The organism is Chloroflexota bacterium (genome assembly GCA_009840355.1).
Taxonomy (GTDB): domain Bacteria; phylum Chloroflexota; class Dehalococcoidia; order Lucifugimonadales; family JADFKI01; genus Bin90.
In genome coordinates this window covers 135,897-153,154 of record VXNZ01000046.1, presented here as the reverse complement: position 1 = coordinate 153,154, position 17,258 = coordinate 135,897, and the positions used below count along the sequence as shown (strand labels likewise).

At 53.9% G+C, this 17,258-nt stretch carries 8 protein-coding genes; 4 read left to right on the top strand and 4 right to left on the bottom strand.

Annotated features, from left to right (window positions below; translation table 11 throughout):
* Positions 1 to 242 precede the first annotated feature (242 nt).
* Positions 243 to 1,421 (top strand): hypothetical protein, encoded by a 1,179-nt coding sequence (locus tag F4X57_12290; GenBank protein ID MYC07928.1) that lies wholly within the window; start codon positions 243 to 245, stop codon positions 1,419 to 1,421.
* Positions 1,422 to 1,694: 273 nt separating this feature from the next.
* Here the strand turns inward: F4X57_12290 and F4X57_12285 are convergent, their stop codons facing one another.
* The 4 genes from F4X57_12285 to F4X57_12270 all read right to left on the bottom strand — a co-directional run bounded on the left by F4X57_12285 (position 1,695) and on the right by F4X57_12270 (position 9,360).
* A complete protein-coding gene (locus F4X57_12285) occupies positions 1,695 to 2,222 on the bottom strand; it encodes a GNAT family N-acetyltransferase (protein ID MYC07927.1) in 528 nt (175 codons plus the stop codon).
* 55 nt (positions 2,223 to 2,277) lie between these two features.
* Positions 2,278 to 3,072, bottom strand: coding sequence for an ABC transporter permease (locus tag F4X57_12280; protein MYC07926.1), 795 nt, complete (start codon positions 3,070 to 3,072; stop codon positions 2,278 to 2,280).
* Between the two features lie 72 nt (positions 3,073 to 3,144).
* Positions 3,145 to 4,077, bottom strand: coding sequence for an ABC transporter ATP-binding protein (locus tag F4X57_12275; GenBank protein MYC07925.1), 933 nt, complete (start codon positions 4,075 to 4,077; stop codon positions 3,145 to 3,147).
* A gap of 750 nt (positions 4,078 to 4,827) precedes the next feature.
* Positions 4,828 to 9,360 (bottom strand): ATP-binding protein, encoded by a 4,533-nt coding sequence (locus F4X57_12270; GenBank protein MYC07924.1) that lies wholly within the window; start codon positions 9,358 to 9,360, stop codon positions 4,828 to 4,830.
* 482 nt (positions 9,361 to 9,842) lie between these two features.
* On the opposite strand from F4X57_12270, the gene F4X57_12265 reads away from it, so the two are divergent.
* The 3 genes from F4X57_12265 to F4X57_12255 are packed head-to-tail and all read left to right on the top strand — an operon-like array spanning position 9,843 to position 17,220.
* Positions 9,843 to 13,238: an NgoFVII family restriction endonuclease gene (locus F4X57_12265; GenBank protein ID MYC07923.1), complete on the top strand. Its 3,396-nt coding sequence runs from the start codon at positions 9,843 to 9,845 to the stop codon at positions 13,236 to 13,238.
* Positions 13,228 to 16,533 carry an SAM-dependent methyltransferase gene (locus F4X57_12260; GenBank protein MYC07922.1) on the top strand — a complete coding sequence of 1,102 codons (3,306 nt, stop codon included), beginning with the start codon at positions 13,228 to 13,230 and terminating at the stop codon, positions 16,531 to 16,533. The genes F4X57_12265 and F4X57_12260 overlap by 11 nt, the downstream gene beginning before the upstream one ends.
* Positions 16,534 to 16,542: 9 nt before the next feature.
* Positions 16,543 to 17,220, top strand: coding sequence for a hypothetical protein (locus F4X57_12255; GenBank protein MYC07921.1), 678 nt, complete (start codon positions 16,543 to 16,545; stop codon positions 17,218 to 17,220).
* Positions 17,221 to 17,258: the final 38 nt, after the last annotated feature.

Genomic DNA, 17,258 nt, shown 5'->3' with positions numbered 1-17,258 from the left:
TTTTGCGCTGTTCGCTACGGCTTTGCTCACGCGTGCCTGTTACGGCAATTCGCCGCGCATACGGCGCAATTCGGCTTCGAGTTCAGCCATTCGCGCTTCCGTTTTCGCTCAATAGCACTGATTCTAGCACAGGGTGCCGCGGGTTAGAGGCATTGATTTAGAGGCATTGATTTAGAGTGAAACGATTTTCCCCGTCCTGCCTTTGGCCCCATTCTAACCTTCCCTCTAAGGGAAGGTGCTATATGACTAGCATTGACAAGAGTCTTGTCAATGCTAGGTTAGAGATATTCACTAGCCATTGGGCGATGAAAACTGGTAACTTTGATGGTGAGATGACTATCGTGTCGCGCACATATTTGCGGGTTGGCGTTGGCGGCGCATTGATTGCGCTGGTGATGATTTGCGGCTTGGCGCTGGGCGGCGTGCGAGCGATTGCCATTGCACAGCAGGCGCCGGTTACCATTGAGGGGCAGGTGGTGAACGCTTCGCCGGGCGCGGACAGCGCCGTTGGGCTGGCGGTTGTGCTGCACATGCAGGGCGCTGATTCGTATGACAACATGACGACCATCACCGACGGCGACGGCAACTTCGCGTTTGAGGGCATCCTGTACGACCCGGAGCTCGCCTATGGCGTGTCGGTGCGGTATCAGGACGCGCTGTATGGCACAGAAATCGGCATCGCGGACGGCGCGACGACCGAGGTTGTCATTGAAGTATATGACGCCATCTACGAGCAGGATGTTATTCGCGTGGGCTCGGCATCACTGCTTTTTGCGGACGCGGATCGCGTTACTCAGACCGTATCGGCGCTGGAAATCGTGAAGGTCGTCAACGATTCGGACTTCACATTCGTGCCGGGCAGCGAGGGACCGATGAGCCTGCTGCGTTTCGGGCTGCCGCCGGGCGCGGAAGGCTTGCAAGTCGATACGCGGCTGCTCGGCGCGGATGTCGTGCAAGTCGATAGGGGCTTCGCTGTCATCGGCAGCGTGCCGCCAGGCGAGCACGACATAATGTTCACCTACGCCTTCCCCTACGACGGCGACCGGACGACAATCGAGAAGTCGTTCCCGTTCGGAGCGGACAACCTGCGCGTGCTTTCGCCGGACGAAGTGCTGACGCTGGGCAGCGTGGACTTAGGCGCGCCGGAGTCTATCAGCATCGGCGAGCGCCCGTATCAGCTCATCGAGACGGCAGATATCGAGCGGGGCAGGCGCGTCGAGATGCAGCTGACGGGACTGCCTCGCGCATCGCTCGCCGACCGTGCGCAGGCCATCGTCGCCAACGCGCGCTACGAATACGCCGCGCCTGCGCTGCTCGTGGTGTTCCTGACGGCGCTGATTCCGTTCGCCGTACTGCGGCACAGAGCTAAAAAGGCTGCGGCAGAGCATATTACTGACGATGCAGTGGACGGCTCCGTGTAGAGGCGCGTATAGTTCAGGCTACGCCAAATCACATCTATGCTAATCCTAACCTTCCCGGAGACGATTTCACAAATACAATTCATTCGTGTCATTTCGAGCGAAGCGAGAAATCTAAAGTCGGAAACAGGTTTGCATGCGACGATTTCAGATTCCTCACTGTGTTCGGAATGACAACGGTAGGGATTTGTGAAATCGTCTCTAACTTCCCCATAGAGGGTTGACAGGAATGGATAAACGCGGCGGTTCAGGGCTGGGATGATGGCTGCGCGAAAATTACGGCAGCGGCTTGATAAGATATTCGCAGACTTCGCGCCATTCGCGCCGGATGCCGTGTCTGTCGTGAAATGTGCCGCCGATTTGGAACTCGCCGATGCCGGTGTCCGCGTAGCCCAGCCGATCGTACAGCGCACGGGCGCGCGGGTTGTCGATGCCGACCGCCAAGCCTATTTGCGTGAAATCGCGCGACACGGCGATACGCTCCGCCTCTGCCAATATCCGCGTGCCGATGCCATACGAGCGCAGGTGCGGCATAACGAATAAGTCTTCCACATGGGCCACATGGGCGCAGTCGGATATGCGGTCGGCGACATAGGCGTCCGTTGTGCCTGTCCAGCACACCATCGTGTGCCCGATGGGTATGCCGTCAAGCCATGCAATCAGGTATGTCAGGCAGCCGTCCCGCTGCTGCGCAAAGCGGTCATCGTGCCGCCCCGCCAGCCTGTCCACATCGAGATGCGCGTCTAGCAGTGGTATTTCGGACTTCGATAGTGGGCGTATTGTGGGCGCTGGTTGATATGGCATAGTAGAGTGCTTTACATGGATATGCAGGATGGACAGGATGGGAGCAATGTTGATGCTACTTTATCAGCCGGCGGCGCATTTGGCGGGAGGCTATCCACAGGGCTAATAGCAGGAATGCTACCATTTCCGCCACCGACACGAACATCCATGGCGTTATGTCCCCGGAGAATAGGCCTCGCACCAGCGCCGCGGCAGCCGTGAGCGGCAATGCCCATGCCGCGTTTTGCACCACTTCCGGCAGCCTGTCGAGTGGGAAGAATACGCCGCTCACCCAGAACATCGGCAGTATGAACAGCGTCAAGAAGTTGTTGATGCTGCCTATCGTGCTTGCTGTCGCCGTCATAATCATGGAAATTGCGGCGAATGTCATGCCTATCAGGTACGCCGCCGGCAACGCCAATATCGCCCACGGCGATTCCACCAGACCAAACAGCAATGCCACGAACATCACCGCGATGGCGGAAATCAGCGCGCGAGACGCGCCCCACATCACCTCGCCCATCACGATGTCGCTTGGACCGAGCGGTGTGAACAAGATGGATTCGTAGAGATTGTGTGTCTCCATGCGCATGTACGCGCCGTATGATGCATCAAATGTCGCGTGGAACATGGCGTAGGACGCGATGACGCCCGGCGCGAGGAAGTGCGGATAGCTGACGCCCTCGCCAATGTTGGATATGTATGTGCCAAGCCCGAAGCCCACGCCCACGAGCAGCACGAACGGCTCGACGAAAAGCCCGCCTATCTCGAAACGCCACGCGCGGCGAAACGCCTCTAAATTGCGCTGCCACACGCGGAATCCGCCCCAGATGGGGGTTCTGTGAATGCGCTGAATGGTGAGTTGGTTCATCAGTGGGTCGGTCAGTCAGTCGGTCGGTTGGGTAATCAGTCAGTTGGGCAGTCGGGAAGAAGTTCCTTTTGTCTAGCCCTCGCGCAATCCACGTCCGGTTAGTCGCAGGAATAGGTCTTCCAAGTTGCCGGGGCGCTGGAACATTTCGTAGCCGTTCAGGCTGGTGTTTTCGCTTAATCCCGCGCCGTTGTCGCCGTAGAAGTAGAGCGAATCGCCGCCGTACTCGAACTTCACGCCTTCGTCCGTCAGCTGCTGCACGATGCCTGTCATGTGTACCGGATTGACACGCAGCTCGACGACCTGATCGCCGACATGCTCGCGGATGAGCTGTCGCGGCGTGCCTTCCACCAGGATGTTGCCAAGGTCGATGACGACGAGACGGTCGCACAGGTGCGCCGCTTCGTCCATGTAGTGCGTGGTCAGCAGGATGGTGATGCCCTGCGATTTGAGCGTGGCGAGCTTTTCCCACACCAGCATTCGCGCCTGCGGGTCTAGCCCGGTCGTCGGCTCGTCGAGCACCATTATGCGCGGATTGTGCAGCATCGCGCGCGCGATGAGCAGCCTGCGCCGCATGCCGCCGGAGAGCTGGTCTATCGTCTGGCGCGCCTTTTCTTCGAGTTGGAAGAACTCCAGCGATTCCCAAGCGCGTTCCGATGCGAGCGCGCGGGGCATGTTGAAGTATCGAGCGTAGGTGAGCAGGTTTTGCAGCACTGTCAGGTCCGGGTCGAGGCTGTCCGCCTGCGACACGACACCGAGCGTGTACTTGATACTGCGCTGGTCGCCGCGCACATCCTTGCCGTCAACGAGCAGCTCGCCTTCGCTGACCGGCGAGATGCACGAGAGCATCTTCATGGTCGATGTCTTGCCTGCGCCGTTGGGACCTAGAAGGGCGAAGCACTCGCCTTCGTATATGTCGAAGTCGATGCCGTTGACCGCCGTGAGTTCGCCGTACCGCTTGGTGAGATTGCGCGCCTGAACCGCGATATGGGTATGGGTGTCGCGCAGCGTAGAGTTGCCCTGCAAAGTGAAATTCTAACCGTCCTGAAATTTGCGCTCCGAGGAAGAACGCGCACTTGTCCATTGTATCAATTATCAGTACCTGCATGTCAGTGATAATTTACATGGATATGAGACGCTTTCACAAATAAGCTACAAGCGTTAATCAGGCCGTTTTCATCCTATCGGTTGAAGTGGCGAGGATTGCGCTTGGCAGTCTCCCATTTATGACATATTCAAACATAATTCCTGTGGCCATTTGCTACACCATTAACGAAATTCGTCTCATCATCTCTACGGCTCTTACTTAGGCCTAACACTCCCAAACCCAAGAGCCTGTAATTCGACTGAAGCTCGCCCGTGGAACACCCTTGAATACTTGGCCGTCCAATGGGAACTTCGCGGATGGATTGTGGTACACCCGAATACTATGACTCGGAACATAGTGACGCATCACGTCAATTTTGTATATGAAGTCTAGGGGTGGGCAAAATTAGGGTTCCCGTCCAATTCCAGGACTAGCCCTTATTGAAAATTAGTGCGCCTCGATGCTCTTGTTGAGACTATGCGATAAGGGGAGCCGCTTTGTAATTCAGTGACTGGCCTCATGCCTTTGGCAGAAAACTGGCTTCCGCCGCTGCCTTACATTTTCTGTTGCTCTCTGGATAGTCGCGCAAAGCTCAGAGTAGGAATCATATTCCGATCAAGGTTGCACCCGTTACATAGTGTCGCTGTGAGAGCAACTGTGCACTCTCTTCACTAGCGGTCAAAAGTGGATTCGACGCTATCTGCTCCATAAGCTCCAAGCAGTTTCGCCTTGTCTATTAAGTCTAGGCATCTTGATTTCACTTCATCATTCGTCGCCTTGCTGTACACGCGAATGATAAGGCTCATCACGGTGCTTGAATCCGCTGCCACTCGGGTGCTCACATCACCCGCGCGCTCCCCGGCCAATTGAAAGTATCGCTCGCACGCCATTAGGGTTTCATTGGGCATATCCGCCGTTGTATCGCGCAAAGCGTTGATGAGAGGATTAAACCCAGGGTCAAAGGCTGGACTCCCTATGTACGCTTTGACTAGGTCGGAGTAATCTCGCAGGTCGTTGCCCTCAAACCCTATGAAACATCGTGAAGCCCTGTCGCGCACATCCCCGTCGTCGTCCGAAAACAGACCGACAAGAATCTCCTCACATTCTGCTCTGAGCGCGCCGTTTCTGAGATTGGCGGCATAGATTTCAGCCGCTCCTACCCGCATCGGCGCAGACCCGGATACACACCGCCGCGCAAGCGGAATCGCCTCTTCCGTCGAAAGTGAAGCAACGCATATCTGCCGCGCGCCAGCGATCGAAACCTCTTCATAGTTGGAATCTATCATTCGCTTAAAAATTGGTTCCAGTTCTGTGAAGTGCGTTTGCTTTGCATAGCTTAAGAATCGTTCAAAGTAAGGAGTTCCCAGTAAACGCTCATCCGCTTTAGAAAGTTCTAGAAACAATTCTACTGCAAGGCTTCGGTCATACCTCAATGTGCCCGATAAGGCCTCCGCTGCACACGCTCTTACGGCATCTGACGAATCGTTCACTATAGTTCGTAGATAAGGCTTGAAGAACGACAGATAGTGTTCATCTTGGAATATCAGCTTCGCCACAGTGCCGGCAGCGGTGCCTCTTACCGAGTTGATTCCTACGTTAATTGGGTCATAGTGAAGTTGCTGTTGGCCACCAACGGTATAGGTTCTGGTCGAAGAAACACGGGTAGGGTCTGGGTCCGTATCTTCCGTCGCATACCACGCAATCAACTCCAGCGCTTCTTGGGGCAAGATAGAATCAGAATAACGAGTTAGTGGTTGGGTTATCCAGCGTCCCAACGGACGGCCCGGAATCTTGTCGCATCGCAAGCACGTTGACACTGCTAATTCCACACTTAAGCCAATGTCTGATTCTGCAATTCCTTGCAAAATTGCATAGAAGTAATTGTCATTGGCATCGTCGGGCATCCTATGGATGAGGTGAGCAAACCTAGCGGGTGCTTCCTTCACCTGCGTTTCGAGTTCCCTGGATAGCTCCACCGCGCCGCCTTTCAGCCAATCTCCATCAGTACCGGACCTTCTGTCCGAAGAGTAGCAATGCATCGCGCCCAGCCAGTTATCGTCGCTCATTTTTTGAGCGGCTTCATGTGAGATTGGCGACCGAACTTCTCCTCCTTCAATATCTATGTACTGAGAGGCCTTCAAATACTCTGCGAACTTCCTATGAAGTTCCTGCAACCTACGCCGCGCCGTATCAGAGACACGAGATGAATCTACACATACTAGCAATCGCATTTGGCTTGCGCCCCAGACTCTGCGATCAAAAGACTTTCGCTCATATTGAGGGTAGTATTCAAGTATGGCTTGCTCCAGTTCGGTCAAATTCTTAGACGAACAATGAGGTGTCACAGACTCAATGAGCGACTCAATCCCATTGTCCGAAGTCGAAGACAATTGGGATGCTTTGATCCTGGCGTGCAAGTCTTCTAGTAGATACTGAACTGACTCATCGGCGTAGAGTCTGCCGTCCGCTTCGTATGCGCGCATCAGAAGGTTGTGAACTGCCGCATATTCTGAGCCATGCAACGCTTGAGCGCGCATGCGGAACTCATCCGGTTCGTTCTTGGCAAGCCAGCGCAAAGACGACTCCATCGCCAATATAAAGCCGCTGTCCAACCCTTTCATCATCCCGTTAGTCCTTATACCGGATGCCCAAACTGGATCACGCCATGGCGGGGTTACGTTCTTGTCGGCACTGATGTCAAGGACTCCGTTCAGGAAAGGAAGAAGAGATTCGACGAACATCTTTGGAACGGAGACTGCCAACTCCTCCATAACTTCACCACTTGTCCCTTGCCCGGCATGTAGAAAAGTCCAAGTGTCTGCTGTGGTTTCCAAGAGTTTCACTAGCCTTCGGCAAAAGGCGGCGGCTAGCTCACAGGCCATCTTCGGCTCGTTTTTCGCCAGTTGTTTTGCTCGATACCAAGTACCGAAACTGTCGCCATTGGGGCCGAGTAAGTCGTCGAAAATGCCTGCTTCTATTGTATCGAGCGCGAATTCGAAGAAGGCCCTACTTGCGCCAACCTCGGAATATACAATCAGTGTTTTCAGCCTTTGATTCCAGGACTCTGAGGCACCGAGGAATGGCGAAAGCAGTTTCGCAACCCTGTCTGCGCGCTTCTCTTGAACCGACTGGAGAAGCCATATCGTCCGATTGACCAAGTGCTCATCGTCGCTTGTCAGCCACAGCCGTAAAGTTCCTATTGAGTCCAGAACATCAAACCATACAGCAGACCCATTTACTGCTCTCCAAACACGCTCGGACAACTCAGTGTCAAGCAATTGTTCAACCATATACCAATCGTCTGCAGTAGGGTCGCTTAGCGAACCGAGCAGCGCCAGCACGATGTCCTTCAAATGCACACGTATGTCGGTATGGTTCAGGATCGCCTCTGCATTATTCAGCGCATCTTCTGGATAGACATCGCGTTGATGCAGCAGAACCTGCCTTATTTGCGAGCGCACAAATAAGCTTTGTCCCTGCTCAATGATGAATTGCACCGCATCAAAGTTGTTATGAACCATTCTACGGGCGAATATGTAGTCAAAAAAGCTTTCGTGGAAGAACGAAACCCGAGCGCCATCTTTCACGAGTATGTTTTCGGAAGCCATAAAGTCCACGACTTCGTGATGTTCGTCCAGTATTGAAACCGGAACTGAAAGCGCTTGCCGCTCGGACATGCTTTCAGCCATCAATTCAGCTACTTTTTGAACTGCCGTAGTATCCATACGCCCTCGCAGTACGCGCTTCTTCTCATCCCAGAACCTGTCGTAGAGTTCTTTCGCAGTTTGGAATCCGAGGGGCGTGCTGCTTTCTCCGGACGACACTTCTGCCAATAACCTGAGATGAACAGGCAATGATAGTAGTTCAATTTGCTTGGAGCTTAGTCTGCCGGGTTCGATGCCTAGTTTCGCAACGACTTCTCTGACGGTCAACTCGTCGAATTCAGCCAGTGGTGCTTCTTGTGCTATGCCGCCTGCGGTTATGAGATCCCGAATTCTGGGGTCGTTGTCTACATCGAATTTGCGGCAGGCTACAAGAACCCATACATTCGGATGACGCTTCGCCTCACGAAGCATCGCGTTGATGCAATCGAAGAAGTCAGAGTTGCGTCCGGACGCCAAACTGACGGCATCAAGCTGGTCGACTATAAGCAGACAATTGTGTCCTGCTGCGACATTCGCAAGGACACTTACAGGCGACTCTGGCAATCCAAGCGCCTGCCCCAACTCGCGTGGCGTTGCAGACGCCTCTAGGCGGTCAAGTCGGATAGATAAAACGGATTCGCCTCTGTTGTTCATTTTATCAAGGACTTGAGCGATGACCGAACTCTTTCCGACTCCCGCTCTCCCTGTGAGCAGTACGATGTTGTTCGATTCTTCACTACCGAACATAGTGAGTATCTGAGGAACTTCGGAACGCTGTACCGTCTGGCCACCAATACTTACCGGCTGTATTCCTGCCAAATAAGTTTCATTCAACTCTTTCATCACGTCCGCAACATCTTGACCTAGAACGCGTCTGCCGAAGTCGCGTGAATGCAAGTGCGTCCAAATTGCATCAGGAGTAAGGTTCTGGTGAGTTTGCGTAAGGGCGAATTGGGATAGGACATCCAACACATTGTCAGAATTTCCGCTTACATGAGCTTCGATCTTGCTCTTAGCTAATTCGCGCAGGTCATACTCGTCAATTGTATGGACAAAGACACGCTTTAGGCGCTGATAAGTGTCTTCCTTGCCCGACGCTCCCCATCGACTGTGCAAAGTGTCGAATTGGTTGGCCCACTGATCGGAGGCCAAGAAGTGGATTCTGAAACTTGCATAATTCACGGATTGTCTCGCCCTATCCGCAAGTTCATCTAGTGGATGAGCCGTATGCGTGGATATAAATCGGCAAGTTGCAGACGGATCGTCCAGTTTTTGGTAGAACTGTTGCAACACTCCTTCGTTTGTCAGAGAAGCGAGCGACCAATGACCAACTCCCCCTAATTGGCGCTTGACTTGGTGATAATCAACGCCATAGTTCGTCTCAATTGCGAATTCGACACCCTGGCCCTCTTCGCCAGGCGGCTCCAATCGGATGGACAAAGCGTCATCCTGCATGACACGTAGCATGCAGTTTACTGTCCACACGAGTTCGTATTCCAAACCAAACTTGGAACTGGCTCCACCTGGTAAGGGCATTACTTCATTCCTTTGAATTCGCACTCGATAAAGGCATTAAGGGACAGATTCCTCAACCGAGTAACGTTCTCGGCAACTAAGCTGTTAGACCGGTATTGCCGGTCCTATTGCGACGTCTCTACCACGCCCCAAAAAGAAGTCGTACAACTGAATTTCTAGTCGGATGGCGAAATGTAAGAGGTCCAGCTTACTCGTCAGCCGACCACACCAATTGATTCTAACTGGTTCAGGAACTCTATCAAGGCGCTGAAGGATGTCATTTCGTGCCTTGACAACTTCAGGGTTGCAACCTGACAACCTTTCCCAACCGTGCGGATTCCATTGTTTCATATAGGCCTCTGCGTATTCGCATCAGTTTCATGATGCGTTGGGCTGCGAAGTACCGTTCGGGTGACGACACACATATTGTAGCGCAGACACTCGGCACCAAAGCTCTAGGGTAGGCGTGATGATATAATCAGCGCGTAAGTGTCGTCCCACCTATAACCCGAACGAGTGAGAAGGAAATGCCCGATATTTTCGATAATCTAACGCCCGATTCCCGGCTGCTGAAGGCTATTCAGACGACGTTGGACGTATCCAGTAGCGCGGACTTTTGCGTGGGATACTTCAATCTACGAGGCTGGAAACATATCGAATCTCAGATCGACGAATGGGACGGGCAGACGCAGCAGTGTAGGGTTCTTGTCGGGATGCAGAAGATACCTTTTGACCAGCTTCGTGAATCGCTGTCATTGGCGGGCAGCCAAACAGTGGACACCGCCGGTGCCGCACAACTAAAGAGGCAAGTCGCTGAAGAGTTCAAAGAGCAGCTCGTCACAGGTGTCCCTACCAATGACGACGAACAAGCCCTGAAGAGACTCGCCGCACAGCTTCGAGCGAAGAAGGTGGTCGTAAAGCTCTTTCTCAGACATTCCTTGCACGCGAAGCTGTACCTGTTCCATCGTCCCGACCCCATAACCTCAATGGTCGGCTATCTGGGTAGCAGCAACCTCACTTTCGCAGGTCTGTCCGGGCAGGGTGAGCTGAATGTGGATGTGCTCGACCAAGATGCCTGCAACAAGCTCAATCGCTGGTTTGAGGACAGGTGGAACGACAGCTTCTGCATCGACATAACGGACGAACTTGCACAGATTATCGAGGACAGTTGGGCCCGGGTCGAGTTGATACCGCCTTATCACATCTACCTCAAGATGGCATACCACATGTCGCAAGAGGCGCGGGCGGGTCTTTCTGAATTCAACATCCCGAGCGACTTCGGGGATAGGTTGTTCGACTTCCAGACGGCGGCGGTGAAGATAGCCGCGCATCATCTACACAGGCGTAACGGCGTGCTCATTGGCGATGTCGTCGGGTTGGGCAAGACCTTAATGGCGACGGCGCTTGCCCGTATATTCGAGGACGACTTCGGCTTGGAGACGCTAATCATCTGTCCGAAGAATCTGGTCTCGATGTGGCAAGACTACGCATACGAGTACCGCCTGCGCGCAAATGTTATGTCCATCAGCCAGGCAATCGGACAGCTCCCGGAAATGCGCCGATACCGCCTGGTAATCATCGACGAGAGCCATAACCTTCGCAACAGAGAGCGAAAGCGATACGGCGCAATTCAAGACTACATTCGCGCAAACGACAGCAAGTGCATTCTGCTGTCCGCAACACCCTATAACAAGACATACCATGACCTGTCCAATCAGTTGAGGCTGTTCGTGGACGATGAGGAAGACATCGGAATTCGACCAGAGCGCCTCATACGGAAAATGGGCGGAGAAGTTGAATTCAACGCGTTACACCAGTCACCAATTCGCTCGCTGTCGGCATTTGATTTCAGCGAATACCCTGACGACTGGCGAGACCTGATGCGCCTGTACATGGTAAGAAGAACTCGCAGTTTCATTCAGAAAAACTATGCGGACATCGATCCCGACAATGGCCGATCGTACCTCACATACGAGAATGGCGAAAAGTCCTACTTCCCTGTGCGTAGGCCCGTAACGGTCCCCTTTGAAATTGACGGCTCCCGCTCTAGTGACCAATATGCAAGGCTTTACAGCAAGGGAGTAGTTGACAGAATCAATGAGCTGAGATTGGCACGCTACGGCTTAGGGCAATACGTGGACGAAGCGACGGAGAGTTCCTGGGGTGCTGCGGACACTAGACAGATTGAAAATCTGTCCCGCGCTGGCAAACGACTTATGGGCTTCTGTCGAACCAATCTATTCAAGAGATTGGAGAGCAGTGGTGCGTCGTTCATTCAGTCCGTTGAACGACACATATTGCGTGATTTCGTGTACCTGCACGCTCTCGATAACGATCTCCCCTTGCCAATAGGCACGCAGGACGCAACGCTTCTGGACACACGGTTCACGGACATGGACTCAATCCTGGATGACCCGGATGAAGACACAGACGAAGAGGGCCAGGTGGAAGAAACGAACACCGATAGTTGGACGGTGGACGGCTTCCGCGCCCGCGCCGCCGCGGTATACGGCGAATATACAAGTCGTTACCGAAACCGCTTTAATTGGTTGCGCCCTTCACTGTTCCACTCGTCTCTGCGAGAGAATTTGGAGCACGACACAGGCCAGCTACTTTCGCTACTCCAGTCGCATGGTAAGTGGGACCCGGAAGCTGACGCCAAGTTAGAGGCATTGCAGAAGTTGCTCACCGAGACTTACGCAGACAAGAAGGTTCTCGTTTTCTCCCAATTCGCGGATACCGTGTCGTATCTCGGTGAACACTTGGAGGCGCGAGGCTTGAAAGACATGGCGTGCGCCACAGGCGATACCAACAACCCTACCGCCTTAGTACACCGCTTCAGCCCCGTCAGCAACGAAAAGAATGCTTCGCCTAACGACCTTCGAGTTCTCATAGCCACCGACATGCTCAGTGAAGGTCAGAACCTCCAAGACTGCTCCGTAGTCGTCAACTATGACCTGCCATGGGCGATTATTCGCCTTATACAGAGAGCTGGTCGCGTGGATCGCATCGGGCAGAAGTCCGAAGAGATACTGTGCCACTCGTTCCTTCCAGCCGATGGAGTTGAGCGCATCATTGACCTGCGCGGTCGCGTCCAAAGAAGACTGGCAGAAAATGCCGAGGTCGTGGGTACTGATGAGGTGTTCTTCGAGGGTGACAAACCCGATGACGGCGACAAGGTACGGGACCTGTACAACGAACGATCTGGCATTTTAGACGACGAGGGCGAACTCGACAGCGAAGTTGACCTCGCATCCCATGCCTACCAGATATGGAAGAACGCGATTACCGAAGATCCCTCGCTCGAAGAATACATCGCCAAGATGCCGAATGTCGTATTTTCGTCACGGCACCATACTGCTGACGAGCGCCATCCTGAAGGCGTTCTGGTATTCGTCCGAACAGGGGACGGTAACGACGCTCTCGCCTATATCAATGCCGATGGAGAGAGCATAACCGAGTCGCAGCTCGAAATCCTGTCTGTCGCGGAGTGTGAACCAGACACGCCGGCATTTGAACACCGCGATAGCCACCATAACCTCGTCGAAAGAGGAGTCAAACATCTGGCGAACGAAGCGCGGCGAATAGGCGGGCAGCTGGGGCCTCGGAGAGGCGCGCGATACCGAGTCTATACTCGTCTCCGAGAACACCTGACTGACATTCAGGGCACATTCTTCGCGGAACCGCTTGATCGCGCTCTCAACGACATATACCGCTATCCGCTTCGACAGACGGCGACGGACAGCCTGAACCGGCAGTTGCAGGCCGGTGTTGACGACTCCACGCTTGCGGAATTGGTGAGGACGCTGCGCGACGAGAATATGCTCTGCATAATTGAGGAGAACGCGCAGGTTGCCGAACCCCGCATAATCTGCTCGATGGGCCTGTTCCAGGAAACTACGGGAGACGCTGATGACGACTGAAATCGCACAACTACGGCCATACCTGCAAGCCTTCGACTTCAATGGTCTTTTCGTGTCCGGCTTGGGCTGGGATCACTACCCTGGCAATCCCCTCCGGATCACAATCGACGACTTCACCTTTGGACTTGAACCTGTGGCTGAGAAGGCGGGCTTCGCGGTTTTCGTCTGCGCTCCGGGCGCTGACGGCGCAATTCCTCCATACCCGATACGACGCAAGATAGAGCATCAGGTAGCTCGGCGTGCCTTCGAGCACCTGATAATCTTCGTTGATGAATCTCGCGCGTCACAGATATGGCAGTGGGTCAAGCGTGAGACCGGCAAGCCCGCAGCATGTCGCGAGATGCGGTATCAGACAGGACAGAGCGGAAGTGCCCTACTTCAGCGCATTCAGCCGATAGCGGTCTCACTGGAACAAGAACTGCAAGGCATTGGTATAACCGAGGTCGCTTCCCGGGTGCGTCGCGCAATGGATATAGAGCGTGTAACCAGGCGCTTCTATGACCGTTTCAGAGGCGAGCTGACCGCGTTTCAATCTTTCATCGAAGGCGTAACCACGCAGGGCGACCGCGAGTGGTACGCCTCGCTAATGCTCAACCGGATGATGTTCGTATATTTCATCCAGAAGCAGGGCTTCCTGGACGGCGACATAGATTATCTTCGCAATCGCCTCCGCCTGGTGCAGTCCCAGGCAGGCGAGGGGCGCTATCAGCAGTTCTACCGAATGTTCCTGCTGCGCCTGTTCCACGAGGGACTGGGACTTCCCGAAGCGGAGCGAGCGCCGGAATTGGCCAGCCTGCTGGGTAGAGTGCCGTTCCTCAACGGCGGACTCTTCGATGTGCATGACCTTGAGCGCGACAATCCCGACATCAGTATTCCTGACGAGGCGTTCGAGAAGGTCTTCGACTTCTTCGACGCTTACCAGTGGCACCTGGACGACCGACCGGACAGGGACGACAACGAGATAAATCCCGATGTGCTCGGCTACATCTTCGAGAAGTACATCAACCAAAAGCAGATGGGCGCGTACTACACCAAGGAGGACATCACGGGCTACATCACCCGCAACACGGTCATTCCATTCCTGTTCGATGTTGCCAAACGCGAATGCCCCGTCGCGTTCGGGCCCGAAGGCGGCGTATGGCGTCTGCTGCAAGACGACCCGGACCGCTACATCTACCATGCTGTCGGGCATGGCGTCACATGGGCGTACTCTTCCGACCGCGAAGCGGTGCGGCTGGAAAGACCATTCGAGTTGCCCGACGACATCGCCCGCGGCATAGACGATATATCGCGGCGCGGCGGCTGGAACGCCCCTGCGTCCGAAGAATGCGCCCTGCCCACCGAAACCTGGCGCGAGGTAGTCGCCCGCAGGGAGCGATACCAAGAAACGCGCGCTAAGCTCGCCTCCGGAGAAGTACAGGACATCAACGACCTGATTACGCTAAACCTGGACATGGAGCAGTTCGCCAAGGACGTCATCGACCGCAGCGAAGGGCCTGAACTGCTGCGCGCCTTCTGGCGCGCCCTGAACTCCGTGTCAGTGCTCGACCCCACCTGCGGCTCCGGCGCGTTTCTGTTCGCTGCGCTCAACACCCTCGAACCGCTCTATTCCGCATGCGTGGACGGGATGCGCGGCTTTCTGAACGACCTCGAACTGTCCCGGCGTCAGCGCAGCCCGAAGGCGCTGAGCGACTTCCGCCAGGTCCTGGAACGGCTGGACAAGCATCCCAGCGACCGTTACTTCATCCTCAAGTCCATCGTGCTGAGCAACCTCTACGGCGTGGACATAATGGAAGAGGCGACCGAAATTTGCAAGTTGCGCCTGTTCCTCAAGTTGGTGGCGCAGCTTGAAACTTATGACCAGATAGAGCCGCTGCCCGACATAGATTTCAACATTCGTGCGGGCAACACGCTCGTCGGCTTCACATCGCTGGAAGCTGTGCAGAACGCGATGACCGTGACACCCGAAGGGCAGCATCGGATGCCCTCCGACGAGGATCTTGCCGCGCTCGCCGATATTCAAGAGCAAGCCGAGATAGCCAGCCGAGCATTCGACATGTTCAGAGAGCAGCAGACCGCGCTGGGCGGCGAGATAACCACCGCGCACAAAGCCGAACTGCGTCGCCGGCTGGACAGCCTGCGCGACACGCTCGACCGGCACTTGGCGGTCGAGTACGTCGTTCAGCCGGATGACACGGAAGCCTACGACGCTTGGCGCACCAGCCACCAGCCTTTTCACTGGTTCGTGGAGTTCTACGGAGTCATGGAAGACGGTGGCTTCGATGTTATTGTGGGGAATCCGCCGTATGTGGAATACCGCACAGTAAAGAGCGAATATACCATCAAGGGCTATTCCACAGAGCGGTGCGGAAATCTGTATGCCCTGACATGGGAACGGTCAATAAATCTGTCAACCGCCGGGCATCTAGGGATGATCGTACCTGCTTCTGCTGTCTGTACTGACGGATACGCCCCGCTACGTGAGCTGTTGATGGATTCTGGCAGGCTAGTCGTCAGTAGTTACAGCGACAACCCAGGCAAGTTATTTGATGGGATGCCTCATAATCGACTTCAAATTATTTTACTCAACAGAACCGCAAGTGCTGGACAAGCATTTTCAACGATCTACAACAGATGGCGCCCAGATGCTCGCCCTTACCTATTCCAAGACTTGGCCTTCTTTGAATCGACCGAGTTGAAGACTGATGCTGGAATTGCCAAAATTGGTGTTGAGTTGGAGGCTTCCATACTTAGAAAACTGCATTGCAAACCGTTAGTCTCTCAACAGTCCAACTCGCCATCCCGCGAATACACTATCTATTACACAAGGAAGCTTAGTCATTTTGTCCAAATACTCAGTTTCATTCCAAAAATCTACGATGCGAATGGAAAACTACGAAACCCGAGTGAACTGAAAGAAGTTCATTTCGACAGTGCCTTAGTTAGAGATGGGACATTAGGAATCCTCAATTCTTCTTTGTTCTCTTGGTTAGTACAGTGCTTTTCAGATTGTAGAAATCTCAATCAACGTGAGGTCAAGATGGTGAGATTTGATGCTTCTGACACCGACCGACTAGAGGCATTGGCAACTATAACCCATGACCTAATGAGTGACATTCAGGCGAATTCTGTTATCAAGAAGCAGGGCAAACTGACAATACAACAGACGTTTCCACGTCAAAGCAAAACAATTATTGATGAACTAGATTCTGTTTTGGCGAGGCATTACGACTTCAGCGACGAAGAGCTAGACTTCATTATCAACTACGACATCAAGTACCGCATGGGGTGGTGAAGGGCTACAATGGACCCTGGCGGAAAAAGACTAGATTCAGTGGTGAAAGAGAAGGGCATGCAGCATATTCACAGTCACCCTTCCAATTGCCTCGTTAACCTTGGTTTTGAGTTTGACGATGGCGGCAGTCGAAACAAAGACCGCCGCAAGGCTGGCGCCGGTGACTGTTCGGTGATTGCTGCATCCATTGCGTTGGAACAGGAGTATGACGAAACGTTTTCGGACCTGCACTTTATGACTCGTTTCAGGAAAGAGAATATATTTCATTTCAAGCAAGAGATACGCAAGGGTGGGCTAGGCGGCCTTCTGCGTGGAATCAAGCATCTCCACCCTAGGCGTTCCAATCCGCTGTACGGAACATACAGCGAAGTGCTTGACCGCTATCTCAGTTGGGTCAAAGCCAGTTTCGCCTTGGTTTACGGAGAAGACTCAGGCAATATCCAACATTGCATCTGCGATCCTTACGCGACTTTCATTGTGGACGGAAGATTCCCTGGAATAGACGACCACACTTCTGCGATCATCGATGGCGTGATACGCGGCGAAATTGACATAGGAGACGTTGATTTTGAAGTAGTCCACGTGTGGAAGATGCACTCTTCCATAAAGGCATATAGAAGACAAAGGGAAGAAGAGCAAGAGAAGTTTATTGAAGATACTCGACTCTTCTTGCAGAACAGACATTAGATCTGAGGGTGGGCAAGGTCGATTCGCCCCTTCTTCCT

Coding starts and splice junctions, on each gene's coding strand:
- F4X57_12290 (MYC07928.1), top strand. CDS start 243: ATGACTAGCATTGACAAGAGTCTTGTCAATGCTAGGTTAGAGATATTC.
- F4X57_12285 (MYC07927.1), bottom strand. CDS start 2,222: ATGCCATATCAACCAGCGCCCACAATACGCCCACTATCGAAGTCCGAA.
- F4X57_12280 (MYC07926.1), bottom strand. CDS start 3,072: ATGAACCAACTCACCATTCAGCGCATTCACAGAACCCCCATCTGGGGC.
- F4X57_12265 (MYC07923.1), top strand. CDS start 9,843: ATGCCCGATATTTTCGATAATCTAACGCCCGATTCCCGGCTGCTGAAG.
- F4X57_12260 (MYC07922.1), top strand. CDS start 13,228: ATGACGACTGAAATCGCACAACTACGGCCATACCTGCAAGCCTTCGAC.
- F4X57_12255 (MYC07921.1), top strand. CDS start 16,543: ATGGACCCTGGCGGAAAAAGACTAGATTCAGTGGTGAAAGAGAAGGGC.